The organism is Kluyvera sichuanensis (assembly GCF_040930405.1).
Classification (GTDB): Bacteria; Pseudomonadota; Gammaproteobacteria; order Enterobacterales; family Enterobacteriaceae; genus Kluyvera; species Kluyvera sichuanensis.
On sequence record NZ_CP162271.1, the window covers coordinates 416,291 to 440,494 of the forward strand.

The window sequence follows — 24,204 nt, forward strand, 5'->3', positions numbered from 1 at the left end:
GAAAAGTTTTTTTCTGGGAGGTTCTGATGGCAGGAAGACGTCCGAAACCGACCCACCTCAAAGTGGTAACCGGCAACCCGGGCAAACGCAAACTCAACGACAAAGAGCCGATGCCGGAACGCGAAATACCGAGCCCACCATCCCATTTAACGGATTGGGGGAAAGTGGCCTGGGGAAAGCTGACCATGCTGCTGGATGGCATGGGCATTCTGACGGTTGCCGATACGCTGGCGCTCGAGCGTCTTTGTGATATTTACGCTGACATACTGCAGCTGCGTATCACCATTGCTGAAGAAGGGAGAACTTACACGGTTCAAACGGAGGGCGGTTTTTTAATTAAGGCAAACCCGGCGGTTGCCATGCTGGCCGATGCGGATCGGCGATTTAAAAGTTACCTGGTTGAATTTGGCCTTACCCCTGCCGCCAGGACTAAGGTGAAAGTGAATGGCGACGACGACAAAAAAGAAGACCCGCTCAACCAGTTCTTCGGTTGATCCTGCTACGAAGTACGCGCAGGACGTTTCCGAAGGGAAGGTGGTTGCTGGTCCTGATATTCGGAATGCATGTAACCGGCATCTACGCGATCTGAAAGAAGGGAAGAAACGCGGTCTTGTCTGGGATGTCGATTCCGTCACCCGCGCGATTAACTTTTTCGCCCAGGTGCTAAAACTCAATGGCGGCGAGCATGAAGGTGCGCCGTTCTTACTTCTTCCCTGGCAATGTTTCATTGTTGGCTCAATTTTCGGATGGAAAAGAGCCAACGGTACCCGCCGTTTCCGTACCGTGTATGTGGAGTCCGGGAAGGGTTCGGGGAAATCCCCGCTTGCTGCTGGCGTCGGCCTTTATTGCATGATGGCGGACAAGGAGCCGCGCGCGGAGGTATACGCCGCTGCGACCAAAAAAGACCAGGCCATGATCCTGTTTCGCGATGCGGTGGCGATGGTCGATCAGTCCCCTGCGTTATTGTCCAGGATCCAGAAATCAGGCGGCGCGGGTAAAGAGTGGAATCTGGCATTCCTGCAAAATGGCTCTTTTTTCCGGCCTATCAGTTCTGACGACGGGCAGTCTGGCCCTCGTCCGCATTGTGCTCTGATTGATGAAATCCACGAGCATAAAGATAACCGCGCGGTTGAGATGATGCGCGCCGGTACGAAGGGCCGCCGGCAGGCGCTGATTTTCATGATCACAAATAGTGGCCATGATAAGACCAGCGTCTGTTATGACTACCATCAGTACGGGCAAAAAGTAGCGTCGGGGCAGAGCGAGAATGATGCGTTCTTTGCGTTTATTTGTTCGCTCGATGAAGGCGATGATCCTTTCAAAGATGAAACCTGCTGGGGGAAAGCAAACCCCTCAATGGGGCATACCTTCCTGCCTGACTATCTGCGTGAGCAAGTGGAAGATGCGCGGGGGATGCCTGCAAAAGAAAGCCTGGTTCGACGCCTTAACTTCTGTCAGTGGGTAGATGCTGAAAATCCGTGGATTGGTGGCGATATCTGGATGCGCTGCGAGCAGGAAATCAGTCTCGAGTCATTACGGGGGCAGACCTGTTACGGCGGACTTGACCTGTCCGGCAAGCGCGACCTGACGGCTCTTTCTCTTTATTTTCCGGCGATAAGTACGCTGCTCACCGAGTTCTGGACGCCCCGCGATACGCTCTATGACCGCGCAAGGCTGGATCGCGTCCCTTACGATGTCTGGGAAAGAGAAGGGCATATCCATGCACCGCCGGGTACGGCGATCGATTACGGGTTTGTTGCCCGTCGCATCGCTGAACTGGCCGCAATGTTTGATATCAGGAAAGTGGCCTTTGACCGGTACCACATTGATTATCTGCTGCCTGAACTGGACGACGAGGGGGTGACGGTTCCACTGGTTCCCCATGGGCAGGGCTTCGGTAAATCAACGGAGTCCGGTTTATGGATGCCGCACTCTATCGAGCTGTTTGAACAGCTGATCATGGAGAAACAGATCGCCATTGTTCTGAATCCTTGTCTTCGCTGGTGCGCGGCGAATGCCGTGATTGAGGAAGATAAAAGCGGGAACCGGGTATTCAGTAAACGCCGCAGTAACGGGCGTATTGATGGCGTGGTTTCCGGGGCAATGGCTGTTGGCGCTTCGGAAGGTGACGAGTCTGACGACAGCGATATTGAGGGCTTTTTTGACGAACCGATCATAGTGGGTGTCTGATGGCAAAGAACAAGCAACCCGGGCGCGTAAAAGGCGCCCTTTTAAATTGGCTGGGCGTGCCAATCAGCCTCACAACTGGTGAGTTCTGGAAAGAGTGGATGGGGACCAGCAGCAGCGGAAAGGTCGTCACAGCCGATAAGGCCATGCAGCTGTCGTCCGTCTGGGCCTGCGTCCGGCTCCTTAGTGAGTCAATCTCTACGCTTCCGTTGAAAGTTTATGAGCGCCAGCCGGACGGCTCCCGAAAACTGGCGCAAAACAACGCCGCGTACCAGGTACTTTGCCGCCGGCCAAATCCGGAAATGACGCCATCACGTTTCATGCTTATGGTGGTGGCCAGCGTTTGTCTGCGTGGTAATGCGTTTGTAGAAAAGCTGTTTATTGGTAAAAAACTGGTATCACTGGTGCCGCTGCTACCACAGAACATGGTGGTTAAACGACTGGATACCGGCCAGCTGCAGTACACGTACACCGAAAACGGGGTGAAGCGGGTTATCCCCACGGATCGGATGATGCATATCCGGGGGTTCGGCCTTGATGGTGTGTGCGGCATGATGCCAACCATGGCGGGTGTTGATGTGTTCGGCGCAGCGATGTCGGTTGATGAGGCTGCAGCGAAAATTTTCGAGAATGGGCTGCAGAGCACCGGCTTTTTATCTTCTGAAAACGCACTAACAAAAGATCAGCGCGACCGTCTGCGAAAAAACCTGCAGTCGTTTATCGGTTCGAAAAACGCCGGCAAGCTGATGGTGCTGGAAAACAAACTGACATACCAGAACGTGACGATGAATCCGGAGGCCGCGCAGCTGCTGGAAAGCCGCTCTTTCAGTATCGAAGAGATCTGCCGCTGGTTCCGCGTGCCGCCGTACATGGTCGGACATACCACCAAACAAAGCAGCTGGGCATCGAGTCTGGAAGGGATGAACCTTCTTTTCCTGACCCACACGCTGCGACCGCTGCTGGTGAATATCGAACAGGAAATAGCGCGTTGCCTGCTGAATGGTGACGATGATCTGTTTGCTGAGTTCTCCGTTGAAGGTCTGCTTCGTGCCGACAGCGCGGGGCGTGCGGCGTACTACACCAGCGCGCTGCAAAACGGCTGGATGTCGCGCAACGATGTTCGCCGGCTGGAGAATATGTCACCGATTGAAGGTGGTGATATCTACACGGTTCAGTTGAACCTGACCCCGTTGAAAAATCTGGAAACCAGTAATCCTGTCGTTCAGGCCATGGTTCTGAAAGAAGTTCATAACCTCGTATTCCCCGACATTCCTTTTGAGCAATCACCACTAAAACAGGCTGCTTAGGAGCATTTCCCAAATGAGCAAAAAACAACTTCCGGCCGCGCCGGTGGGGCGACCCTGCGCGCGGGTAACAAGCGAGCCGATTGCATCAGCGCTTGAGCGCTGGGACGGTGGTATCAAGGCCGCTAGCACTGATGATTACAGCATTTCCATTTTTGATGTTATCGGGCAGGACTATTGGGGCGAAGGTGTCACCGCCAAGCGGATCGCCGGTGCGCTGCGAACAATGAATGGCGCCGATGTCACGGTGAACATTAACTCGCCCGGTGGCGATATGTTTGAAGGGCTGGCTATCTACAACCTGCTGCGGGATTACGCAGGCAAGGTGACGGTGAAAGTGCTGGGCATTGCAGCCAGTGCTGCGTCGATTATTGCGATGGCCGGTGATGACATTCAGATAGGTCGCGGCGCGTTCCTGATGATCCATAACAGCTGGGTTATGGCGATGGGTAACCGGCATGATTTTGCGGAGTTAGCCAAGGCCCTCGAGCCCTTCGATACCGCTATGGCCGATATCTATTCTGCGCGTTCCGGGCTGGATATGCCGACGGTTCAGAAACTGATGGATGCCGAAAGCTACATCGGCGGCAGTGATGCGATAGACAAAGGGCTGGCTGACAGTCTGCTATCCGCTGATGCAATCAGTGACGGCAACGATTCCCCAGCAGCTGCGCTGCGCAAGATTGACGCCATGCTGGCAAAAACAAATACCCCGCGCGCTGAGCGCCGGAAACTGATCAAAGCCTTATCCAGTGGTATGCCTGGCGCTGCCATACCTCCAGACGGTACGCCGGGCGCTGCCGACGACATCAAACCAGAAACCATCAATTCACTCGAAAACGCCCTGGCTGCGTTTGCCAATTAAGGACCACTTATGTCTGAAGTTAATGAAATCCTGAAAAAAGTCACCGCCAGCATTGAAGAGGCGACGGGCAAGTTTAATGCCAAAGCCGAAGATGCGCTGAAAGAGGCAAAAAAATCTGGCCAGCTTTCAGAAGAAACGAAAGCGGCTGTCGATAAGATGGCGTCAGAGTTCAATGCGCTGCGTGAAGCAGAAAAAACGCTGAAGGCTGCGATGGGCGAACTGGAGCAGCATGTTGCGCAGATGCCGCTGGCTAATGCAAAACAGGTTGTTGAAAGCGTGGGGCAGCAGGTTATTTCTGCCGAAGCGCTTAAAACGTTTGCCGGTAGTGTGGCAGCGAGCCAGCGTCTGTCTATTCCGGTCAATGCGGCGCTGATCTCCAGTGACGTTCCCGGCACTATCGTGGCGCCGGAGCGTTTACCAGGTATCGACACCGCGCCAAAACAGCGTCTGTTTATCCGTGACCTGATCGCGCCGGGGACAACGGGCTCAAATACCATTTATTGGGTCCAGCAAACCGGCTTTACCAATAAAGCTGCAGCGGTCGCAGAAAACACGACCAAGCCGTACAGCGATATTGAATTTGCGGAAAAAATCACGCCGGTCCGCACTATCGCCCACCTGTTCAAGGCTTCTAAACAGATCCTTGATGACTTCTCACAGCTGAAATCACAGGTCGATGCGGAAATGCGCTATGGCCTGAAGTATGTCGAAGAGCAGGAAATCCTGTTCGGCGACGGCACTGGCGCTCACCTGGACGGCATCATTCCACAGGCGTCGGCGTATGCGGCTGAGTTCCAGGTTGAGAACCAGAATGGTATCGACGATCTCCGCCTGGCAATGCTGCAGGCGCAGCTGGCACGCTTCCCGGCATCCGGCCACGTTCTTCACTTTATCGACTGGGCGAAGATTGAGCTGACGAAAGACAGCCTGGGCCGTTATATCCTGGCAAACCCAGCAGCCTTGACTGGCCCGACGCTGTGGGGACTGCCGGTGGTCGCCACGGAAGCGGCAGCGTTTAAAGGTAAGTTCATGACCGGCGCGTTTAGCGCTGGCGCGCAGATCTTTGACCGTGAAGAAACGAACGTCGTGATCTCCACTGAGAACGCCGACGATTTCGAGAAAAACATGATCACCATCCGTTGCGAAGAACGTCTGGCGCTGGCCGTCAAACGTCCGGAAGCCTTTGTGTATGGTGCGTTTACGGTCGCTGCTGCTGGTGGCGGTGAGTAACTCATTATGGCGGCCTCCGGGCCGCCTGAAACCGGGAATGAATGATGAAACTGAAATCTATTAAACCGATTTTCTTCGGTGGCACAGTTTTGACAGAAGGGCAGGAGTTCGAGACCAATGAATCACATGGTCGCGAACTGAAGCTAAAAGGTTACGCGGCAGAGGTAACCGGGCAGACTCCTGACGAGCAGGAGCAGGAGCAGGAGCAGGAGCAGGAGCAGGAGCAGGAGCAGGCCGAACCTGTCGATGTTAAAACCGACAAGAAGGCGAAAAAATAATGCTCGATATTAATGTGGTTAAACAGCACTGCCGCATTGATCCCGATTTTGTCGATGAAGACACCCTTCTGACTACCTATTGCGGCGCCGCGGCGCGCTATGTTGAAACCTGGACGCGCCGTACTCTCTACGAAACGAAAGATAGCCCCGGGTACGCAGAAGATGAAGACGCCATCCTGTACGGCGACGATGTGAAAGCGGCGATGCTGCTGCTCATCGGTCATTGGTATGCAAACCGTGAATCTGTCGTGGTAGGGCAAACGGTGGCAGAAATGCCTTTCGCCGTTGAATCATTGCTGCAGCCTTATCGGATTTATGGCCTATGAGTTCCTTGCGCGCTGGCGAGCTGGATAAACGCATTAAGCTGCAGCGGCAGGAGGTATCGCGGGGGCCATTGGGTGAAGTGATCGCTGGCGGCCTTATCCACGTGGCCACTGTGTGGGCAAAAGCCGAGTCGGTATCAAATAAGAAGGTCCGAACGCTGGATCAGCAGCAGGTTGTTGAAACCTGGCTTTTTACTTGCCGGGCGTGTGCAGATGTAGAAATTGACTGGAAGGTTTTATGGTCCGGCGCATCCTACACAGTCCGCGCCGTCAACCGGCAGGAACCTGATCGCATCGTGATCACCGCAGAACGGGAGATCCGGCATGATTGAGTTCGCGATTAAGCCTGCGCTGGAACGTATTACCGGACTGGATGTTTACCCCCTGCTGCTGCCCGATGTTGTGCAGGAGGGGGTGACCTTCCAGCGGATATCTGATCCACAAGTCGGTGATGGCCTGGTTCGCACTGGTCTGATTGATGTTCGGATGCAAATCAATCTGTATCTGATTGATGACTACACCCGCGCGCTGCTGCTCGATAAGGCGATGTGGGGTGAGTGGCAAAAACTGATTCACGGACAGCTGGAAGGTTACCCGGTCCAGTACGTCGAGCGCGGCGGCATCCAGCAGAACAAAGTGACATTAACCAACGGGCGCGTGCAGTACTGCGTTATTCGCGATTTTACGTTTACCGTTCCGGACTAACCCGTATGGATATTGAAATTAAATTCCCTTCAGGGAAGGATTTCGATCGGATTCTGGAAGCTATCGATAAAAAAGTGGGCGTGAAGCTGCTGCGTGATGCAGGGCGCGAAGCGCTGAAAGTCGTGCAGCAGGACATGCTCAGTAACGCCGGTTTCGATACAGAAAGCATCGGGCCACACATGCGCGATAGCATCAAAATTCGCAGTACCAACGTAGCCGAAACCTCCCGCTATAACACGATCGTCACGCTGCGTGTCGGTCCCAGCAAAACCCATCACATGAAAGCCCTGGCACAAGAGTTTGGCACTGTTAAGCAGGTGGCCAAACCGTTTATTCGCCCGGCGCTGGATTACAACGTTCAGAAAGTCCTGCAGGTACTGGCGACAGAAATCCGCATCGGGCTGGAAGGTCAATAACCGGAGAAAACATATGGCAGATGAAAACATCAAATCCCCCTCGGAGTATGCATCTCTCCCGGCGGGTACCCGTGTATCTTACGGCGCCGTGGGCGCAACGCTTGCAACGGCGAAGCTGTTGCAGTCGGCTACGGCCATCGGGGCCACCGGCAACAAAGGGACGTTTATTGAAGTTACCCGCCTGATTGATACCGAACCCAAATACATGGCTGATATGGGTGAGGGCGAAGATAAAACGCTGGTCTTCATTGATGACCCAACCGACACCACGCAGGAGGCGCTGCTTGCCGCTGCTACTGCTAAGGAAACGGTTGTCTTCTTCATGGAGTTCCCGAACAGTCGCATGGCGGAGATTCAGCTTGTTCTGGCGGGCTGGAGCATGCAAACCGTCGATTCCCCAAAAGGCAAGGTGCTGCAGCTGGAGGTTTACGGTAAGCAGAACAAGCTGAAATGGACGGTTACCCCAGAAGCGCCAGACCCAGGCGGCGAATAATTTAATCGTCGTTCCCGGAAGCTAATCCCCCTATTCATCATCAGGATCATCGTCATGAACTACAAATCGCTCACTAAACCCCTGAATACCACGACGGAAAAAACGCTACTCGGCCAGAAGGTGTTTATCCGTCGCCTGACTAACACCGAGCTGGATAACTATAACGATACGGTTGATGCAGCCCGAAAAGAGGGGCAAACATCACGCCAGCTCTCCATTCTGGGGGCCAGCTTGTTCCTGCAGGCGCTGGTTAATGAAGACGGTACACGCCCTGGCAAAAAAGACCTGCCGACGGCAGAAGAACTGCTGGATGCGCATGCCTCTGCAGACTTGCTGACAGCCATCACCGCGGTTCAGCGTTATTCCTATGGCACACCAGAGGAAGCGGAAAAAAACTAACCCACTCGCCCCGGCTCCGTCTGCTGTTCATGCTGGCAGACCGCTGGGGCGAGCCTGACCCGCGCAAACTGAGTGATCTGCCGGCGCATATTCTCACGTATTGGGAAGCCTATTTTAACCTTCTCAAAACGGAAATCGCTGGCGAACCACCACAACCACCATCACCGCAGCCTGCTGTTGCACCGTCTGAGGGCGTTCAGCAGTTCGCTGATTGTCTGAGGATCTTAGGAAATGGCTGCTGATGTTGCATCGTTGGCTGTTGCGCTTCACCTTAATTCGGCCAGCTTCAAATCGCAGTTTGCTGATGCGATGCGGTCGGCTGACAGTGGCGCGCAGCAGTTCAACCGAAAGGCGCAGGCGGACGCCAAAACTACCCGCCAGTCATACGAAGGGGTAAGCAAGGGGATCACCGGCCTCGATGCTGACTTTAACAAACTCGGGCGCACCGTTGATCAGCGCCTGACCGGGCTTGGTGAGATGCGCGGCCTGCTGGCCAGCATTTCGGCTGGCAGCAACGTAGCCGGCAGCTCGATAGCAAACGCGCTGGTAACGTCGCTCAGCGAGGGGATGAGTACCGCGCTATCAAACAGTGTGAATGGCCTTAAAAGCCAGCGACAGGCCCAGATTGAGTTCACCGCAGCACAGGTGGACGCCGCGCAGGGCGTTATCACCAACGCCAGAAGCCTCCGTGAAGAAGCCATAGCGAAGCAGAACGCGGCGGTTAAAACAATCGAAGCAGCAAAGGCTGACCGCGAGCGCGCGTTTGCGCTAGATGAGTATTACGCCAAGCAGGCCGAGGTAAACAAGCAGTACGGAATGACCGTTGATTACCAGGAAGAGCATGTTAAAAACTCCAGGACAATCAACGAAGCTAATTTGGCTGAAGCCAAAGGGAAAAACAGTCTGGCTGAGGCAACGAAAGCCGTACTGGCGGCTGATATCGCTGAATCTGACGGCAAACTGCAGCTGGCGTCGTCTACCCGGAATCTGGCCGTTGTTAGCCAGGAATTGTCATTGGGTCAACGTGCGGCTGCTGCCAGCGCCGGGCTGTTACGTGGCGCACTGGCCATGGTCGGTGGTCCGATAGGGCTTGCGGTGATGGCGGCAGCTGGTGCCGGTACCGCGATTTATACTGCGTTCTCACGCAGCCAGGAGGAAATCGACGGATTCAACAAGGCGCTGCAGAAGTCCGGGCAGCAGTCTGTGATGAACGTGATGTACCTGCAGAACCTTGTCTCCCGTCTGGGTGATACCGCTGGCGCGGTTAAGTCCGTTACTGCTGCGGTCGGTGCGGGGTTCGGCGGCGACATTCTGGATCAGGTGGCGGGGCTCGGTACCCGCATGGAAGAAATAGGGCAAAGCTCTGATGATCTGGTGACGTTGCTTTCCAGCCTCAGCGGCGATCCCCTTGCAGCACTGCAAAAGCTGACTGACCAGGGGATTTTGCTGAATAGCAGCATGATCGACCAGATTGTGACGCTCAACCGCCAGGGGAAAACGACCGAGGCCACTGCCTTGTTACAGCAGGCGGCCATGGATGACGTGTCCCAGAAGCTCAAAGAGCAGGAAAGCCAGGTCGGTCTGCTTGAGGGCTCCTGGAAATCGCTTAAAAATTTCGTAGCTGACGCGTTCAAAACCATGGGCGATGCGCACATGGCGACCGCGCAGGCAATGGCTGCTGGCGCTAATGTTGATCTGACGCCAACCGAAGACCCCGCTATCAAGCAGCGCGAGGAAGCGGAAAAACTCTACCAGCAACGGAAGAAAGAGCGCGACGAGCTGACGAAGCGCCTGAAGGATGAAAACACCCTATCAGGTCTGATGAAAGCGGGTGTATCGCGTGAGAAAGAACGCGCTGACGCCATTGCACTGGTCAACGCGAACTATACGAAAGGGACAGCTGAATACACGCAGGCAATGGCTGGCGTCAATAAGATGTATGCCGAGCAGAAGAAAGCCCGCGAGAAAGCCTATTCCGACGACACCGCCACACGTCGCCTGCAGGAGCTTAAGCAGGAAGAGGCGGTGCTGCGAACGCAGAACGACCAGACGGAAGATCTGACAAACAGCGAGCGCAAGCTGCTGCAGTTCAACCAGGAAGTTGCCGATCTTAAAGAGAAGCGCATCCTGACCGCCGGGCAGCGCAGCCTGCTGGCACAGGAAACCGAGCTTCGCAACCAACTGCAAATTAACGCCAGCCTGGATCGCGCCAACGCGCAGCGGAAAATCGGCCTGCAAATGCAGGAGCAGAATCAGGAGCTTTATCGTTCGACTATCCAGTTACAGCAGGAATACAGCAACCGAGTCGCTCAAATGACAATGAGCTCTGCTGCATATGACCAGTTGGTTGCTGAACAGCAGGTTCGCGAGCGATTTACGAAAGAGCGTGAGCAATTGGATAAGCAGCAGAGTGATAAATCATCAGCGCTTTATATAAAACAGTCTTCCGTTTTAGATGAGGAAGAAAAAAAGCAGCTTGAGATTGTTCGTTCTGGAGCGCAGCGGAAGAAAGAGGTTGAAGGGTCCTGGATTGATGGCATGAAAAGCGGCCTGCAGGAGTGGCGCGAAGATGCCGAAAATCAGTTTGCCATGACACGGGATATTGCCATCAATGCGATGGATGGCATGGGCAATGCGTTGTGGAACTTTGCATCTAAAGGTAAAGGTGACTTTAAGTCGTTTGCGGTATCGGTCATCAATGATATCGGCCAGATGATTACTAAAATGATGGTGATGAACGCGGTAAAGTCTGGTTCATCGGCGCTGGGTATTGGCAGTTGGTTTGGCTGGGCTGATGGCGGTTATACCGGTGATGGTGGCAAGCATGATGTTGCTGGTGTTGTGCATAAGGGGGAATGGGTTGTACCTCAGAACGTTGTGCAAAAGCCCGGTATGCTGAATTTCCTGAACCAGCTTACCTATGGTAGCGGGTATGCAGACGGCGGTCTGGTCGGTGGTAGTGTCGCCCGTCCTTCCAGTAATGAAGATGCCGGCAGCGATGATCGAAACATCAGCGTTACGGTCAACATCCCGCTGCAGGTGATTAAGCAGGGCGCAGCGGCAACCCAGCAGTCAAAAGGTCAGGAGAAAACCAGTGATGAGGCTATGAGCCTCGAGGCGTTATCCCAGATCAAACTGGTTTGTTACAGCGTGCTGGACCGTGAGCTGTCGAATAACGGCATGATCCTGAATGCAATTAAGGGAGGGGGATAATGGCGCTGGAAACATTCGCCTGGTCACCGAGAAATGGCCCTGTTGGCGATCTCCAGTTTCGCACCCGGTCAGCGCAATATGGTGATGGCTATGAGCAGGTTACTGGGGATGGTATTAACTCCGAGACTCAGTCGTGGCCCCTGACGTTTGTCGGGCTGAATGACGATATTCGTCCTATCCTGAAATTTGTCAGAGAGCACGGCGAAACGCGTGCGTTTAAATGGATTAACCCACTGGGCGAGTTGGGGTTGTATCGTGCAACCCAGATCAAACCTACGGTAATCGATTTTGCGCGCATGTCGCTTGCTGTTACATTTGTGACGGCATATAGAGCCGAGGACTCATAGAGGGACGTATGAAACGGAAAATAGGTGGTGCCATTATCGCCTGTCTTGCGATTGCAGTGGCATCTGGGGCTACAGCGCGTGAGTTGACGGTAAAAGAGAAAGGGTTAATCGAGCAAGTTGCCAAACAGCAACTGAAAGATCCTGATAGCGCTTCGTTTTATTGGCAGGATTATAAAGGGGGGGATATTTACTGCGCCCATGTTAATGCCAAAAACTCCTATGGTGGATTTGCTGGAAAAGCTCTGATGCTGGTGGGAGTAAAGAACGATAGCAAGGGTAATATTATCTCCGCTGATGTATCAATCCGAAGCGACAATATGATGGATAAAATTTGTACGGATATTGGATATAAAGCTTAAGTAATAAGCCTCATAAAAACCCCGCTCTGCGGGGTTTTTCGTTATTGGGACCAGAACAAATCAGGAGAACCCATGGGTATCGCAGCTGATGACCAGAAATTAGAACCCGGCAGCAAGATTGAATTGTACGAGGTGGACGGCACCGCATTCGGGGCCGACGTGCTCTACTTCCACAACCACGCCACACCCTACACCGCCGACGAAATCATTGCCGCCGGCGATGATGCCAGCCTGCTTCCCGGTAAGCCTATTTTCTGGCAGGGCGTGCGCTACGATGCCTGGCCGTGCAGGATTGAAGACATGGAATCCAACGGCGACGGCTCGCCGGCCACACCGAAATTATCGGTGGCCAACCTGGACGGCTCGATCTCTTCGCTGTGTGGCATGTTCCAGGACATGAAACAGGCCAAAGTCACGGTTCACCGTACCTACGCGCATTATCTTGATGCGGAGAACTTCCCCGACGGCAACCCCAGCGCCGACCCGACCGCTGATAGCGTAGAGGTCTGGTACATCGACAGCAAAGCGGCGGAGAACGACACCACCGTCCAGTTCAAATTATCGTCCCCCGTTGATGTGACCGGGCAGAAACTACCTGGGCGCCAGATGCTCAGTCGCTGCGCCTGGTGCCTGCAGGGGCAGTACCGCGGCGCTGACTGCGGCTACACCGGCACAAACTACTTCGATAAGTTCGGCAACCCGGTGGATAACCCGGCGCAGGACGAATGCCCCGGCACCGTTGCCGGCTGCAAACTCCGCTGGGGAGATAAAGAGCAGCTGCCGTTCGGTGGCTTCCCGGCCATTGCGTTGATAAGGATGTGAATGATGTTGAGTCAGCGACTGATCACTGCCATCCAGCTCCACGCCGCGAAGGCGTACCCGCAGGAGTGCTGCGGGTTGATTATCCGGGCAGGACGCCAGCGCCGGTATATCCCCTGTGAAAATACCCACGAAGAACCAGCTGATTTTTTCCGGATAAGTGCCGAAGCCTGGGCTGATGCTGAAGATGCCGGTGAAGTTCTGGCGGTTGTGCATTCTCACCCGGATGCTGGCCCACATGCCTCTGCAGAGGACCTGAAGCAGTGCCATGAAAGCGGCCTGCCGTGGGTCATTATGTCGTGGCCATCCGGAGAGCATACCGTCACCACCCCAGCTGACAGGCCGCCGCTGCTGAAGCGTCCGTTTATCCATGGCAGCTGGGACTGCTACGGGCTGATCCGTGACTGGTATAAGCAGGAACGCGGGATAGACCTTCCTGATTTTGAGCGCTCTGATAACTGGTGGACGCGTGGCGAGAATCTTTACGTCCGGCACTATGCAGAGGCGGGGTTTTACTCGCATGCCGGTGAGCTGCAGCCTGGTGACGTTATCCTGATGCAGTACAAAGCTGACGAAATAAACCATGCTGGAATTTACCTGGGGGACGGAAAGATGTTCCACCATATGTACGGCCGCCTGAGTGACATCGTTCCTTACGGTGGCATGTGGCGCGAGCGTACGCTGTTAACGCTGAGGTATCGCAATGAGCAGTGAGTCTCTTAACTCTGTTGAAAAAATTGTGCTGGTCCGCCTTTATGGCAAGCTGGGCGCGATGTTCGGTCGTGAACACAGGCTTTCAGTATCCTCTGTTCGGGAGGCCGTTCGCGCGCTGGCCATCATGCTACCCGGCTTCGAACGCTATCTGGAAACCAGTAATGAACGCGGCGTGGGCTATACCGTTTTCAACGGCAAGGTGAATATCAGCGAGGATGACTTAAAACTTGATGGCGTTGCCGAGGTGATCCGCATTGCTCCAGTCACTGTCGGCAGTAAAAAAGCCGGCATGTTCTCTGTGCTTCTCGGTGCGGCATTGATTGCTGCTGCGATATGGATGCCCGGAATCGGTATCGGGGTGAGTAACTTCATGTTTAAGGTCGGGGCTGTTATGGCGCTGGGCGGGATCTCGCAGATGCTCGTTCCCACCGGTACACAAGGGCTCACAAGCGAAGCGAAGGAAACCAGGAAGAGCTACTCGTTTGGCGCGCCGGCGAACCAGGTTGCTGCAGGTAACGCAGTTCCTCTTCTCTATGGCATTCGAGAGATCGGCGGTGTGCTGATTAGCGGTGGCATATACGCCGAAAACAAAAACTAAAGATACCCTCATCCAATCATCCCGTTTCGACGGGATTTTTTTTGTCTGGAGTTAGCGATGGAAATTATTGGCGCAAAAGGTGGCAGCAGCGGCAGCAGCGATAAAGGAGAAAACCGTGGTACCGAAATTGCCTCCGTTGCGTACATGAAAATCCTGCTGGCGCTGACTGAAGGTGAAGCGGCCGGCGGATTTACCGGGAAAGATATTTATCTCGATGGCACGCCTCTGCTGGATGATTCCGGTAATAAAAATTTTCCCGGTGTCACCTGGGAATGGCGAAGCGGAACGGTCGACCAGGAGTATATTTCTGGCTTCCCGGCGGTTGAGAACGAGGTATCAGTATCAACTGAGCTGAAATACGGTACGCCATGGGTTAAATCGATAACCAATACCCAGCTGTCTGCTGTGCGCCTGCGTATCAAATTCCCCAACGGGCTTTATGCTATGCGCGACTCAGGCGGTAAAAATGGGTATAGCGTTGAGTATGCGGTCGACATTTCGACAGATGGCAGCACATACACAGAATATGGCCGGGATAAAGCGAGCGGTATTGCAAACACTGGTTACGAGCGAAGCTATCGTATCGATCTTCCGCCGGCGCAAACTGGCTGGCAAATTCGCGTTCGCCGACTGACCAGCAACTCAACCGACGGGCGCCACGCTGACACCACGCGTATTGAATCAATAACGGATATCGTTGATGCCAAGCTGCGTTATCCGAACACCTCTCTGCTTTTCGTGCAGTTCGACTCCCAGCTGTTTGACGGTCGTACACCAACCGTTACCGTCAAAATGAAAGGGGTTATTGTCCGCATACCGTCGAATTATGACCCGATTAACCGGACGTATAACGGAACATGGGACGGGACGTTCAAATGGGCATGGACAAATAACCCAGCCTGGATCTTTTACGACATCGTAACCCGTGTCCGATTTGGCCTTGGCCGCCGCATTTCGGCGAGTCAGGTCGATAAGTGGACGCTCTATAAAATTGCGCAGTACTGCGATGAAGAGGTTTCTGATGGCGTAGGGGGTAAGGAGGCGCGCTATCTGTGTGACCTCTATATAACCCAGAGGACAGATGCCTGGACTGTGCTGATGGATTTAGTTGCGATTTTCCGAGGCATGATCAGCTGGTCTAACAATCTGCTTTCTGTTGATGCGGATATGCCGCGGGAACTGGACCCGGATTTTGTCTTCAGCAAATCCAACATCATCGGATCATTCAACTTCTCCAGCACATCGGAGCGTACCAACTACTCCGCGGCGATTGTGACATACAGCAACCCGGCGAATGGTTATAACGATGATCAAGCCAGCGTTCATGTCCAGGAGGTTTCATCTCGCTTCGGCTTCAATACGATGGAGATGACCGCTGTCGGTTGCACGCGTGAAAGTGAAGCCCAGCGCCGCGGCCTGTGGGCTATTGAAACGAACCGCGATGATAATGCGGTTGAGTTCAAGACTGGATTTGAAGGGCGTATTCCGCGCGTTGGAAAGGTTATCGGCGTTAATAACGCACCGCTAGCAGGTAGAGCGAATGGTGGCCGTGTCACTGCGGCTGATGGTACCAAAATCACACTGGACAGAAAGACGGCTGCTGTTGCCGGTGACAATCTGATTATCAACCTGCCAACCGGCAAGGCTGAAGGGCGATTGATTAAATCAGTTTCTGGTCGGGCGGTAACGGTGGTATCGGCGTACAGTACGCTACCTGATACTGAATCGGGGTGGGTAATAGACCAGCAGGATCTGGCCATCCAGTTGTTCAGGGTTCGGCGGGTGGCCATTGGCAGTGATGACCAGGTGACTATATCCGGGCTGCCGTACAACCCGAATAAGTTTCCGAAAATTGACGACGGAGCGATTGTTGAGGACCGCCCTGTGACCGTAGTCCCACCAAGTAGTCAGCCGATGCCAACAAACATCGAAATTACCAGCGAATACCGGGTAGATCAGGGGATCGGTATTAACACAATGGTAGTCAGTTGGGACCCGGCAGCGAACGCGGTGGCGTATGAGGTCCAGTGGCGCCAGAATTCCGGTGACTGGATTAATGCAAACCGAACCGGCAATACGCGCATGGAGGTCGATGGTATTTACGCTGGCCGCTACATAGTGCGTGTCCGGGCAATCAATGCCATGGATATTGCCTCCATGTGGGCAGTGTCAAAAGAGGTTCAGCTGGACGGTAAAACGGGAAAACCACCTGTACCAGTTAATCTGCGCGCTACCGGGCTATTGTGGGGGATTCGTATTGATTGGGCTATCCCGACAGGTGCTGAGGACTCGCTTTGTACGGAGGTGCAGTATGCTCTGCAGCAGGATGCTGATGCTGCTTTGCTATTAAGCAACGTGACCTATCCGCAGTCTACTTATACGCAAACCGGGCTTCGAGCTGGGCAGGAATTCTGGTACCGGGCGCGTATTATTGACCGTATCGGAAACCCATCCGACTGGACTGATTTTGTCCGGGGTGTATCGAGTGCCGTCACTGGCGATGTTCTTGGCGATCTTGTGGATGGCCTGATGACGTCCGAGGATGGGCAGCGTCTTACAGAAAGTGTTGAGGGTAGCCTGGAAGCAAGCTGGCAGAACGCGCTGGCAGGTGGAAGCATTTTGCATAGCCAGTTTGCGCAGCTTGGCCCGGTACGCGCCGAGATTTTGCAAGTAGCGACCACTGTGGCGAAAGTCGACGAAGCCATGGCTGAACTAGGCACCGACCTGAAGGCACAAGTAGCAACCAACACGGCGGCAATTTCTGACAAATTGACCGCCATGGTTGACTCTGACGGCGCCAGCGCTATTCACACGCTTCGTGTCGGGGTGAAATTCAACGGACAGGAAATTAACGCGGGTATGTCGATTGCCGCCATAGCTCAGCCCGGAAAGCCACCTGTTGCCCGCGTTGCGTTTAACGCAGAAGAGTTCGTGCTGCTCTCCGGCAGCGGTGACAAGCTATTCTCGCCGTTTGCGGCGAAGGGCGGCCAAGTGTTTATTCAGGATGGGGTCTTCGAGGAAGCCTCTATCAACTTCGGTAAAATTAGCGACACGCTGAAATCAACAAATTTCGTGAGTGGCGAAAATGGAGCTGGCTGGAATTTGCCAAAATCGGGCGATGCTGAGCTGAATAACGTAACTATTCGCGGCAAAGTGTATGCAACGGACGGTGAGTTTACCGGGAAAATTAACGCCACAGACGGTACGTTCAAGGGAACCGTGCAGGCTGAAAAGTTCATCGGTGATATTGCCAATATGAACGTTTGGCCTGACTTTTTGGGGTCGGGGAACAGGACTATCACTAGGTATATGAATTATACCGATAGCACTCAGGAGGCCGTTACTCGTAATGTTTGTGTGATGTTCACGGGGAGGACAGCCGGTGGTGTAACAATAACAATAAATGGAAATTCAAAGAGTTACACTGGAGCGAGCACATTTACAACGTATATGCACGCCATATCCACAACATCAGCAACAATAAACGCATCAATATCATTATCGACAACTGACGCCGCGCAGGGAATTATATATTCCCCCACAATGATCGTAGCTCGTGGTAGTGGTTCGTTCTCATAAAAAAGGGACCGATTGGTCCCTTTGTTCCTAGTATTTTCTCGCTTCATATCATTAATTTTTGCGTGTTCCGCGCAGGATTCCTCATATCTAAAAATTGACAAGAGGCTTTTATGTCAGCAGGCACTTTAAAGCTCACTAATGGCAGCACAGCCGTAACCGGCACGGGCACCGCGTTTACCACGGATCTGACTGCTGCCGATTTCATTATTGCCACCGTTGGCGGTACGGTGCATTCGCTGGCGGTTGATTCTGTAACGAGCGATACAGCACTGGTGTTATCCCTGCCGTTCACCGGGCCTACAACCACCGGCGTGGCATGGCAGGCCGTCCCGCGTAAAACGATGCTACGTGTGACTGCGGAGCTTAATAAGCAGGTAACAGAAGCGCTACGCGTAGCGAACGAGAATGCCATCAACTGGCAAGCTGTGTTCTCCTCTCCTGATATCGTGACGGTCCTCCTGCCAGATGGTACGACACTGAACGGGTATTCATGGCGCAAGATTAACGACCTGTTGACGGCATTGGACCCAGACGACCTGTCAGAGACGGCGGCGCAGATCCACACAGACGCGCAACAGGTAGCGACTGACAAGCCGATCATCGTTCAGGCCAGGACTGAAGCAGAAGCCGCGCAAAAAGCCGCAGAATTAGCGCAGGGAAAATCGGAGGCGGCGCAGAAGAAATCAGAGACGGCACAAGGTAAGTCTGAGACAGCACAAGCGGCGGCAGAACAGGCGGCAACCAACGCGGCACATGATGCATCGCAGGTTAACCCACAAAACTTGCTACACGTCGATCAACACTTGTCTGATCTCGCCGATATCCCTGCGGCGCGTGCCACGCTGGAAGTCTTTTCCAAATCCGAAATCGCTGATTTGCTGCCTGGCTTCCTGGGCCAAGTGGGCTGGCAGGAAATGCGCACCGCGCTGGAGCCAGGCACAGCGCCACGTGACGGGCAGGAAGTTGACCAGACCGGCATCTTTGCGGATCTGTATGCAAAAGCGCTGGCCGGAAAGCTGCCGACATGTACCGAAGCAGAATGGCAGGCGGATCCGCTTAACCGCGGTTGCTATGTGCTGGAGTCATCGCCAGGGAAAATGCGCCTGCCGGATGATAACGGCGTTCAGCCAGGGTCTTTAAAGATTCCGGTTAAAGTCGGTGATGGCGGTGATGCAGCGAACTGCGGAAAGATGGGCGATTCGGCGTTGCCTAACATTACCGGTGAAGTTGAGCGTTTTTACAGTACGACCGGGATGCTAACAACATCATCGATTTATAAGGGGGCGATTAAAGCAGGTGATCGCGCGGACACTGGTGCGCCAACGCAATCCATGAACGTTGGGTCATCTAATGTTGGCGTTCCGTTGATCTTTGATGCAAGCCTTGACGAGGCTATGTACCAGGACGGCGTTACCGAAGTTCGTCCTAACCGCCACATGGGGTGCTGGACAGTTCGCTACGCCGCTAAAGCAACAAATGGTGGCAGCATTGACGCTCTTGCACTGGCTACGCAGATAGCGGCTGGTGATGCCGAACTGTTGGCAAAAATTATCGCCACCAATTCTCGTATCGATTTTGCTGTCATCGCTCTTGATGGCACCCCTGCAATGAATACAGGGCAACTAATTGAAAATCCTTTTGGGAATAACACGCCGGTATTCTGTGATGTACAGGCATTCCGTGCTGATACGCAAAAATGGGTAACACTGCAATGGCAGTATTTTAGTAGCACTAACATTGCAGGTGCTAGGTGCATTTATTCGGAAGGTGAGGGATTAATCTTTCGAATTGCACAGCATCGACTCATGGATACATCAGTAGTCAGCGGGTATACCAACGGTCCAACGCCGGTGGTTGTTACCTATGCAACACCTTCCCCAATCCGTATTTTTGTATGGAAAATCACAGCATGAAGACTATCTATGTAAGCCAGAAAAACAACCGCGACTGGAGCACCAGCGCATCGGCGTTCGGCGGCCTGAATTACCCGGCAATCGTTGCGGATGGTTTTGCCGGGGGGGCAATGACATACAACCGCTTCACTGGTGAGTGGGTTGTTGATGCGCCATATATCAGAACTCATGCTGATGATGTGGCTGATTCTGTAGCGTTGCGTGAGCAGTTGAAGGAAGAAGCTAACCGGATCATGGCCGGATGGGTTCTGGACCTACAATTGGGTGACATTACTGATGATGACCTGGCTAAGCTGAAGTTGTGGCGGGCGTATGTGAAGAAACTTGATGCGCTAGATCTGGACGCGGCACCGGAAATTGAGTGGCCGCCGCGTCCGGAAAATTAACGCCACAGCGCTTTACTCTGCCGAACCGCCATCATAATGGCTTTCCCCATGCTTTCGCACTGAGGGAAACCAGGTGATATCCACCGCGAGTTGATAAACGCCAATATGCTGAATCGGTCATAGTCGAAAAGTAATTTTTGAGGCAATGGTGGAACGTATATCTGAAAGCGACCCACCATTTGACATAGGGGTGAAATGTAACTAATCGATGTAATATATGTTATAAGTCATTGCGGATTTAGAACAAAAAAGTAGCAGCCTGGAAAATGAGCCAATTCACCATCAAAGAAATAGCGCTAATATCTCATAAGCTAAAAGATATCAGTGATACATGGTCAGATTTATGGGTTTTTCTTTACCTCGTGCCACTTAGTGTTGGCCAGGTTATCAATCTCAAGCATAGAAACTTTGACGGAAAATATCTGAATCTCGAAAAGGGGGCGAGATTTAAAAGTGTTCAGTTAGAGGCTCCTCCTCTGATCTGCGAACTCATACAGAGGCGCAAAGAAAAATATCCCGATGATATCTATATTTTTCAGAGTCATTCTAACAGGGTCAAATTTCAGGGTAAGCCTGTAACCGTTATTGCGTTCAACCAGGCATTGAAAATTGCATCCAAAGGTATCACGGAACAAATAGTGAGCAGCAAAAGCGCTCGACTATAGATCTAGATGCTACTGGAAGGTGAGCGCCTAATTGTTGGTATATTATCTGGGGGAAAGTGGCTAAGTTATTGAAGAAAATAGGTATTAAGTACCCAATATATACCACTTATAAAAGCTAACTTATTGATTTACTGTGCATTCTCTCCGGTCTTGAAAACCGGCGACCCGAAAGGGTTCTAGAGTTCGAATCTCTACGCTTCCGCCAAATTAGAAAAGGGCTTGTCGAAAGACAAGCCCTTTTTGCTATGTGTCGTCTACTTAAACACAGTTTTATCACCTTGTGTACCCCACTTCGCCTCATCGCAGCTCCCCGCGAATTATTAAATCATCCTTAACTAAAATTTATTAACCGTATTTAAGTTTAATTCAGGCTCATTCCTTGTGACGCACTGATTTTATTAAAAAACATTGGCCATCCCCCTGCCAAATATAAGTGTTTAAGCCGCTAGCAATTTCAAAATATGATAAGAATAATCCGATCTTAATATCATGCTAACGACTTTTATGGGATGTGCTGTCGATGGATAATAAATATAAAATGACCTTGTTGGCCTTTGGGGGCCTTGCGCTGAGTGCCTGTTCAACTACCCAACCGCCGAAAACAAAGATTGTGGATACCAGAGTAGTTAAACTCAGCAATGGTTCGAAAATTGACGTTCTGACGCAAAATGCGATCAATGGCGATGTCATCGAAGACACGAATAATTCGCTTAATCTTGTCGCTAAATCTGATAATGCAAAGGTTGTCGCGTTGAAAACGCTGCAGTTTGCTGCGGTGTTGTTGGGCGGGGGGAGCTCTCAGGTCAATACATTTAGTAAAGACCAGCTCAAAGGCACCTATGTTGGTAGCGTTCAAAACAGAACGATGGAGTACGTCAACCCAGAGCTTGATAAGCTTCTCACTAGCGCGGATATCCCTTCTAATGTCAATAAAGAAATTATCATCCAGCCGTATAAATATAAGCTCTTATACGAAGGCTTAGATACCAGTGATTATACTTTCTTCTATTCCGCGACAATAAAGAGCGGTGATTATTATCATACGTGTTCGAGCAGCGATCTGCTCTCTGCTGAGCGTACAAGACCGATTGGCGACTGGGAAAAAAATAATTATGAGTTAACACAAACCGTCGCTAAAAAAATCATCGCGGAATGTTTCAAGACAATTAACTCACCGGCAGAAAAAACGAAGCTAATTGCTGCACTCAGTTCGACCGGTACAGCGAAGAGTATGTAAGCTAACGAGCCTGGGGAGGGGACTCCCCATGACATTTGAGGCTCCGCTTCTCGCTACCCCGTGACCCCTCGAATAAACGCCTTTACCGCAGCACTCGATTCCTGCGTACGAGACACCAGCATCAAATTAGCGTTCAGTTCAATATCATCCAGGGGACGATAGGTCAGGCCTGGAATGTGCACCTGCTGTAGTGGGGCCGGAATTAACGCTACTCCCAGCCCGGCCGCAGCGATGGCGAGTACGCTTAGCGTACTGCTGGAGCGCTGCGCAATATGTAACTGGTCGCCCAGCCTTTCTTGCAGCAGCAGGCAAAGCCGTTCATGAATATCGTGCGCTTCATAAAGAATAAGCGCTTCCCCGGCGAGCTGTTCAGGGAAAATGCTCGCGTGAGCGGCCAAAGTGGCCTTCTTCGGCAACGGCCAGAAAATAGCGGAGATGACGCAGTTCCATGGTGGGCTCTTTCAATCATTAATAATGATGAATCAGTCATATCAATATATTTGAATTTACGCGCCCTCACCAGCACACTCAGCGCACACCCTTTACCGGAGAGAACACCATGCAAAATCAGAATAATGACCGTCAGCAGCTTAATGATCTGGTCAACGGCTGGATCCATCGCGATCTGGGTGAATGGGCACAGCTACGTGATCTGTTTCACCCGGATGGCACCATTGAGATCACCTGGTTCGAAGGGCTGGCGAGTGATTTTGTCGATGGGTCGATGCGGATGGGGGCGTCCGACCTGCGCACGAAGCACCTGATTACCTTACCGCGCATCACCTTCAACGCCGACGGGAATAAAGCCACGCTGGAAACTAACGCGGTGATTATTGCCGAGAACGTTAAGCTGAATATCGGTTGTGAATGCCACAACCGCTTTTTCGATCTGGCGGAAAAACGGGATGGGGTCTGGAAACTGTTTCACCGACAAAGCATTTACGATATGGGGACGTTTACCTTCCCGCAGGGCTGGGTGGAGATTGCACAGAGTGATGTTGTCCGTTACCCACGAGAATATGCCCCGTTGGCCTATCTGCTGGAGAAAAGCGGGTTCCCGCTTGGTCGAGTATTCGCCACACGCGGCAGCGAGCTGGAAGCGAAAATGAAAGCAGAAGGGCAGCGCTGGCTAGCAGCCTGAGGCTGGAGCGTTGATGCGCGACTGTCGCCGAGGCGGGCCGCGCTGAATGTGCGAAAAATATGCCCTGACACCGATATTTTTATATCGATATTAATATGTTTGTCAGGTATTTCTCATACTAAAATATATTCACTGCGCTAAAGTGGTATTAATTACTGATCTGGAATAACGCAATAATTGTTAAATTTCATGGTCGCTGAGGCACATAAGGATAAGTTCTGTTACGGTCAGTAATGTAAACTGTTTGTTTATTAAAAGACCGTGACTATTATGATTTTAGTTAATTTATTTTTACGCTGCTTCTTTTTATCGCTGGCGACCGGCGCTGCTATTTTATGCCTGCATATCGATGTCAATATTCTCAAAAATAGCCTGTCTGAGGTCTCGCTCACCGAGATTGTTCAGGAGACTATCCTCTTGCTTATCGTCCTGATCCACCTCGTGGCGGCACGTAAGCAACCCGATATGCGTCAATGTAATACCCTGATTGCCGGCTTCTTTATGGCCATGCTGATCCGCGAACTCGACGGCATTTTTGACCTGATCCACCACGGCAGTTGGGTATGGTTTGCACTGACGGTCAGTATTACGGCGCTTATCTACGCGTTTCGACAGCCTCAGCGGGTATTACATCAACTCACTCTGTATACAGCACAACCCGCCTTCGGGATGATGCTCGCGGGATTATTAGCCACGCTGGTGTTTTCTCGCCTGTTTGGTATGTCGTTGCTCTGGCACTCCCTGCTACAGGATGGCTACGTTCGGGAGGTGAAAAATATGGTGGAAGAGGGGACGGAACTCTTCGGCTATATTCTCTGCCTGGCGGCTTCGGTAGAAATATTTCGTCGGCAGAAAGCAGGCCACCGTTAAATTTTCCACCCAATAAATCATCGCGTTTACGGGCCTCCTATTGGAGGCCTTTTTCGTACCCGTCGCCGGGCGAAAGCACGACCCCAGAGCAAGTGACCGGCGTTTTCGCAGAGGGCACCGTTTTATGCGCGAAAGAAGTCTGAAGAGTAAGCGTATGTTTTGC

26 protein-coding genes are annotated in these 24,204 nt (G+C 52.6%); 25 read left to right on the forward strand and 1 reads right to left on the reverse strand.

Annotated features, from left to right (window positions below; genetic code table 11):
* Positions 1 to 26: 26 nt before the first annotated feature.
* From AB2B48_RS02005 to AB2B48_RS02115, 23 genes are all read left to right on the forward strand, one after another.
* The gene (locus AB2B48_RS02005) at positions 27 to 494 is read left to right on the forward strand and encodes a phage terminase small subunit P27 family (protein WP_325920681.1); all 468 of its coding nucleotides are present in this window, start codon (positions 27 to 29) and stop codon (positions 492 to 494) included.
* The gene (locus AB2B48_RS02010; protein WP_368300651.1) at positions 445 to 2,190 is read left to right on the forward strand and encodes a terminase large subunit; all 1,746 of its coding nucleotides are present in this window, start codon (positions 445 to 447) and stop codon (positions 2,188 to 2,190) included. Before AB2B48_RS02005 ends, AB2B48_RS02010 begins: the two co-directional genes overlap by 50 nt.
* The gene (locus AB2B48_RS02015) at positions 2,190 to 3,494 is read left to right on the forward strand and encodes a phage portal protein (protein WP_368300652.1); all 1,305 of its coding nucleotides are present in this window, start codon (positions 2,190 to 2,192) and stop codon (positions 3,492 to 3,494) included. The genes AB2B48_RS02010 and AB2B48_RS02015 overlap by 1 nt, the downstream gene beginning before the upstream one ends.
* Positions 3,495 to 3,507: 13 nt before the next feature.
* The gene (locus AB2B48_RS02020; protein ID WP_368300653.1) at positions 3,508 to 4,356 is read left to right on the forward strand and encodes a head maturation protease, ClpP-related; all 849 of its coding nucleotides are present in this window, start codon (positions 3,508 to 3,510) and stop codon (positions 4,354 to 4,356) included.
* 9 nt (positions 4,357 to 4,365) lie between these two features.
* Complete coding sequence (locus tag AB2B48_RS02025; RefSeq protein WP_270501988.1) at positions 4,366 to 5,586, forward strand: phage major capsid protein; 1,221 nt, start codon at positions 4,366 to 4,368, stop codon at positions 5,584 to 5,586.
* Positions 5,587 to 5,627: 41 nt separating this feature from the next.
* Positions 5,628 to 5,864: a hypothetical protein gene (locus AB2B48_RS02030; RefSeq protein WP_368300654.1), complete on the forward strand. Its 237-nt coding sequence runs from the start codon at positions 5,628 to 5,630 to the stop codon at positions 5,862 to 5,864.
* On the forward strand, positions 5,864 to 6,190 hold the full coding sequence (locus AB2B48_RS02035) for a head-tail connector protein (protein WP_368300655.1): 327 nt from the start codon (positions 5,864 to 5,866) through the stop codon (positions 6,188 to 6,190). The genes AB2B48_RS02030 and AB2B48_RS02035 overlap by 1 nt, the downstream gene beginning before the upstream one ends.
* Complete coding sequence (locus AB2B48_RS02040; protein ID WP_368300656.1) at positions 6,187 to 6,519, forward strand: phage head closure protein; 333 nt, start codon at positions 6,187 to 6,189, stop codon at positions 6,517 to 6,519. Before AB2B48_RS02035 ends, AB2B48_RS02040 begins: the two co-directional genes overlap by 4 nt.
* Positions 6,512 to 6,892, forward strand: coding sequence for a hypothetical protein (locus AB2B48_RS02045; protein ID WP_368300657.1), 381 nt, complete (start codon positions 6,512 to 6,514; stop codon positions 6,890 to 6,892). The genes AB2B48_RS02040 and AB2B48_RS02045 overlap by 8 nt, the downstream gene beginning before the upstream one ends.
* Positions 6,893 to 6,897: 5 nt before the next feature.
* Positions 6,898 to 7,308 (forward strand): HK97-gp10 family putative phage morphogenesis protein, encoded by a 411-nt coding sequence (locus tag AB2B48_RS02050; RefSeq protein ID WP_325920673.1) that lies wholly within the window; start codon positions 6,898 to 6,900, stop codon positions 7,306 to 7,308.
* 13 nt (positions 7,309 to 7,321) lie between these two features.
* Positions 7,322 to 7,801, forward strand: a complete 480-nt coding sequence (locus tag AB2B48_RS02055; RefSeq protein WP_325920672.1) for a phage tail protein — start codon at positions 7,322 to 7,324, stop codon at positions 7,799 to 7,801.
* A gap of 54 nt (positions 7,802 to 7,855) precedes the next feature.
* Positions 7,856 to 8,200 carry a phage tail protein gene (locus tag AB2B48_RS02060; RefSeq protein WP_202216087.1) on the forward strand — a complete coding sequence of 115 codons (345 nt, stop codon included), beginning with the start codon at positions 7,856 to 7,858 and terminating at the stop codon, positions 8,198 to 8,200.
* 231 nt (positions 8,201 to 8,431) lie between these two features.
* A complete protein-coding gene (locus AB2B48_RS02065) occupies positions 8,432 to 11,413 on the forward strand; it encodes a phage tail tape measure protein (RefSeq protein WP_368300658.1) in 2,982 nt (993 codons plus the stop codon).
* Positions 11,413 to 11,760, forward strand: coding sequence for a phage tail protein (locus AB2B48_RS02070; RefSeq protein WP_368300659.1), 348 nt, complete (start codon positions 11,413 to 11,415; stop codon positions 11,758 to 11,760). The genes AB2B48_RS02065 and AB2B48_RS02070 overlap by 1 nt, the downstream gene beginning before the upstream one ends.
* Positions 11,761 to 11,768: 8 nt before the next feature.
* Complete coding sequence (locus tag AB2B48_RS02075; protein ID WP_368300660.1) at positions 11,769 to 12,119, forward strand: hypothetical protein; 351 nt, start codon at positions 11,769 to 11,771, stop codon at positions 12,117 to 12,119.
* 72 nt (positions 12,120 to 12,191) lie between these two features.
* Positions 12,192 to 12,941, forward strand: a complete 750-nt coding sequence (locus tag AB2B48_RS02080) for a phage minor tail protein L (RefSeq protein WP_368300661.1) — start codon at positions 12,192 to 12,194, stop codon at positions 12,939 to 12,941.
* Between the two features lie 3 nt (positions 12,942 to 12,944).
* Positions 12,945 to 13,652, forward strand: a complete 708-nt coding sequence (locus tag AB2B48_RS02085) for a C40 family peptidase (protein ID WP_368301893.1) — start codon at positions 12,945 to 12,947, stop codon at positions 13,650 to 13,652.
* Complete coding sequence (locus AB2B48_RS02090; RefSeq protein ID WP_368300662.1) at positions 13,642 to 14,250, forward strand: tail assembly protein; 609 nt, start codon at positions 13,642 to 13,644, stop codon at positions 14,248 to 14,250. The genes AB2B48_RS02085 and AB2B48_RS02090 overlap by 11 nt, the downstream gene beginning before the upstream one ends.
* A gap of 57 nt (positions 14,251 to 14,307) precedes the next feature.
* A complete protein-coding gene (locus tag AB2B48_RS02095) occupies positions 14,308 to 17,829 on the forward strand; it encodes a host specificity protein J (protein WP_368300663.1) in 3,522 nt (1,173 codons plus the stop codon).
* 110 nt (positions 17,830 to 17,939) lie between these two features.
* Positions 17,940 to 19,742 carry a hypothetical protein gene (locus tag AB2B48_RS02100; RefSeq protein ID WP_368300664.1) on the forward strand — a complete coding sequence of 601 codons (1,803 nt, stop codon included), beginning with the start codon at positions 17,940 to 17,942 and terminating at the stop codon, positions 19,740 to 19,742.
* The gene (locus tag AB2B48_RS02105; protein ID WP_035891288.1) at positions 19,739 to 20,128 is read left to right on the forward strand and encodes a tail fiber assembly protein; all 390 of its coding nucleotides are present in this window, start codon (positions 19,739 to 19,741) and stop codon (positions 20,126 to 20,128) included. Before AB2B48_RS02100 ends, AB2B48_RS02105 begins: the two co-directional genes overlap by 4 nt.
* Before the next feature lie 266 nt (positions 20,129 to 20,394).
* Positions 20,395 to 20,793 (forward strand): hypothetical protein, encoded by a 399-nt coding sequence (locus AB2B48_RS02110; protein ID WP_368300665.1) that lies wholly within the window; start codon positions 20,395 to 20,397, stop codon positions 20,791 to 20,793.
* 520 nt (positions 20,794 to 21,313) lie between these two features.
* On the forward strand, positions 21,314 to 22,030 hold the full coding sequence (locus tag AB2B48_RS02115; protein ID WP_368300666.1) for a hypothetical protein: 717 nt from the start codon (positions 21,314 to 21,316) through the stop codon (positions 22,028 to 22,030).
* A gap of 53 nt (positions 22,031 to 22,083) precedes the next feature.
* Here AB2B48_RS02115 and AB2B48_RS02120 read toward each other — a convergent pair whose 3' ends face one another.
* A complete protein-coding gene (locus tag AB2B48_RS02120) occupies positions 22,084 to 22,428 on the reverse strand; it encodes a LysR substrate-binding domain-containing protein (RefSeq protein WP_368300667.1) in 345 nt (114 codons plus the stop codon).
* A gap of 161 nt (positions 22,429 to 22,589) precedes the next feature.
* Here AB2B48_RS02120 and AB2B48_RS02125 point away from each other — a divergent pair, with 161 nt between their 5' ends.
* Both AB2B48_RS02125 and AB2B48_RS02130 read left to right on the forward strand, forming a co-directional pair.
* Positions 22,590 to 23,171, forward strand: a complete 582-nt coding sequence (locus AB2B48_RS02125) for a nuclear transport factor 2 family protein (RefSeq protein WP_368300668.1) — start codon at positions 22,590 to 22,592, stop codon at positions 23,169 to 23,171.
* A gap of 270 nt (positions 23,172 to 23,441) precedes the next feature.
* Positions 23,442 to 24,041 carry a transporter gene (locus tag AB2B48_RS02130; protein WP_368300669.1) on the forward strand — a complete coding sequence of 200 codons (600 nt, stop codon included), beginning with the start codon at positions 23,442 to 23,444 and terminating at the stop codon, positions 24,039 to 24,041.
* Positions 24,042 to 24,204: the final 163 nt, after the last annotated feature.

Coding starts and splice junctions, on each gene's coding strand:
- AB2B48_RS02005 (WP_325920681.1), top strand. CDS start 27: ATGGCAGGAAGACGTCCGAAACCGACCCACCTCAAAGTGGTAACCGGC.
- AB2B48_RS02010 (WP_368300651.1), top strand. CDS start 445: ATGGCGACGACGACAAAAAAGAAGACCCGCTCAACCAGTTCTTCGGTT.
- AB2B48_RS02015 (WP_368300652.1), top strand. CDS start 2,190: ATGGCAAAGAACAAGCAACCCGGGCGCGTAAAAGGCGCCCTTTTAAAT.
- AB2B48_RS02020 (WP_368300653.1), top strand. CDS start 3,508: ATGAGCAAAAAACAACTTCCGGCCGCGCCGGTGGGGCGACCCTGCGCG.
- AB2B48_RS02025 (WP_270501988.1), top strand. CDS start 4,366: ATGTCTGAAGTTAATGAAATCCTGAAAAAAGTCACCGCCAGCATTGAA.
- AB2B48_RS02030 (WP_368300654.1), top strand. CDS start 5,628: ATGATGAAACTGAAATCTATTAAACCGATTTTCTTCGGTGGCACAGTT.
- AB2B48_RS02035 (WP_368300655.1), top strand. CDS start 5,864: ATGCTCGATATTAATGTGGTTAAACAGCACTGCCGCATTGATCCCGAT.
- AB2B48_RS02040 (WP_368300656.1), top strand. CDS start 6,187: ATGAGTTCCTTGCGCGCTGGCGAGCTGGATAAACGCATTAAGCTGCAG.
- AB2B48_RS02045 (WP_368300657.1), top strand. CDS start 6,512: ATGATTGAGTTCGCGATTAAGCCTGCGCTGGAACGTATTACCGGACTG.
- AB2B48_RS02050 (WP_325920673.1), top strand. CDS start 6,898: ATGGATATTGAAATTAAATTCCCTTCAGGGAAGGATTTCGATCGGATT.
- AB2B48_RS02055 (WP_325920672.1), top strand. CDS start 7,322: ATGGCAGATGAAAACATCAAATCCCCCTCGGAGTATGCATCTCTCCCG.
- AB2B48_RS02060 (WP_202216087.1), top strand. CDS start 7,856: ATGAACTACAAATCGCTCACTAAACCCCTGAATACCACGACGGAAAAA.
- AB2B48_RS02065 (WP_368300658.1), top strand. CDS start 8,432: ATGGCTGCTGATGTTGCATCGTTGGCTGTTGCGCTTCACCTTAATTCG.
- AB2B48_RS02070 (WP_368300659.1), top strand. CDS start 11,413: ATGGCGCTGGAAACATTCGCCTGGTCACCGAGAAATGGCCCTGTTGGC.
- AB2B48_RS02075 (WP_368300660.1), top strand. CDS start 11,769: ATGAAACGGAAAATAGGTGGTGCCATTATCGCCTGTCTTGCGATTGCA.
- AB2B48_RS02080 (WP_368300661.1), top strand. CDS start 12,192: ATGGGTATCGCAGCTGATGACCAGAAATTAGAACCCGGCAGCAAGATT.
- AB2B48_RS02085 (WP_368301893.1), top strand. CDS start 12,945: ATGTTGAGTCAGCGACTGATCACTGCCATCCAGCTCCACGCCGCGAAG.
- AB2B48_RS02090 (WP_368300662.1), top strand. CDS start 13,642: ATGAGCAGTGAGTCTCTTAACTCTGTTGAAAAAATTGTGCTGGTCCGC.
- AB2B48_RS02095 (WP_368300663.1), top strand. CDS start 14,308: ATGGAAATTATTGGCGCAAAAGGTGGCAGCAGCGGCAGCAGCGATAAA.
- AB2B48_RS02100 (WP_368300664.1), top strand. CDS start 17,940: ATGTCAGCAGGCACTTTAAAGCTCACTAATGGCAGCACAGCCGTAACC.
- AB2B48_RS02105 (WP_035891288.1), top strand. CDS start 19,739: ATGAAGACTATCTATGTAAGCCAGAAAAACAACCGCGACTGGAGCACC.
- AB2B48_RS02110 (WP_368300665.1), top strand. CDS start 20,395: ATGAGCCAATTCACCATCAAAGAAATAGCGCTAATATCTCATAAGCTA.
- AB2B48_RS02115 (WP_368300666.1), top strand. CDS start 21,314: ATGGATAATAAATATAAAATGACCTTGTTGGCCTTTGGGGGCCTTGCG.
- AB2B48_RS02125 (WP_368300668.1), top strand. CDS start 22,590: ATGCAAAATCAGAATAATGACCGTCAGCAGCTTAATGATCTGGTCAAC.
- AB2B48_RS02130 (WP_368300669.1), top strand. CDS start 23,442: ATGATTTTAGTTAATTTATTTTTACGCTGCTTCTTTTTATCGCTGGCG.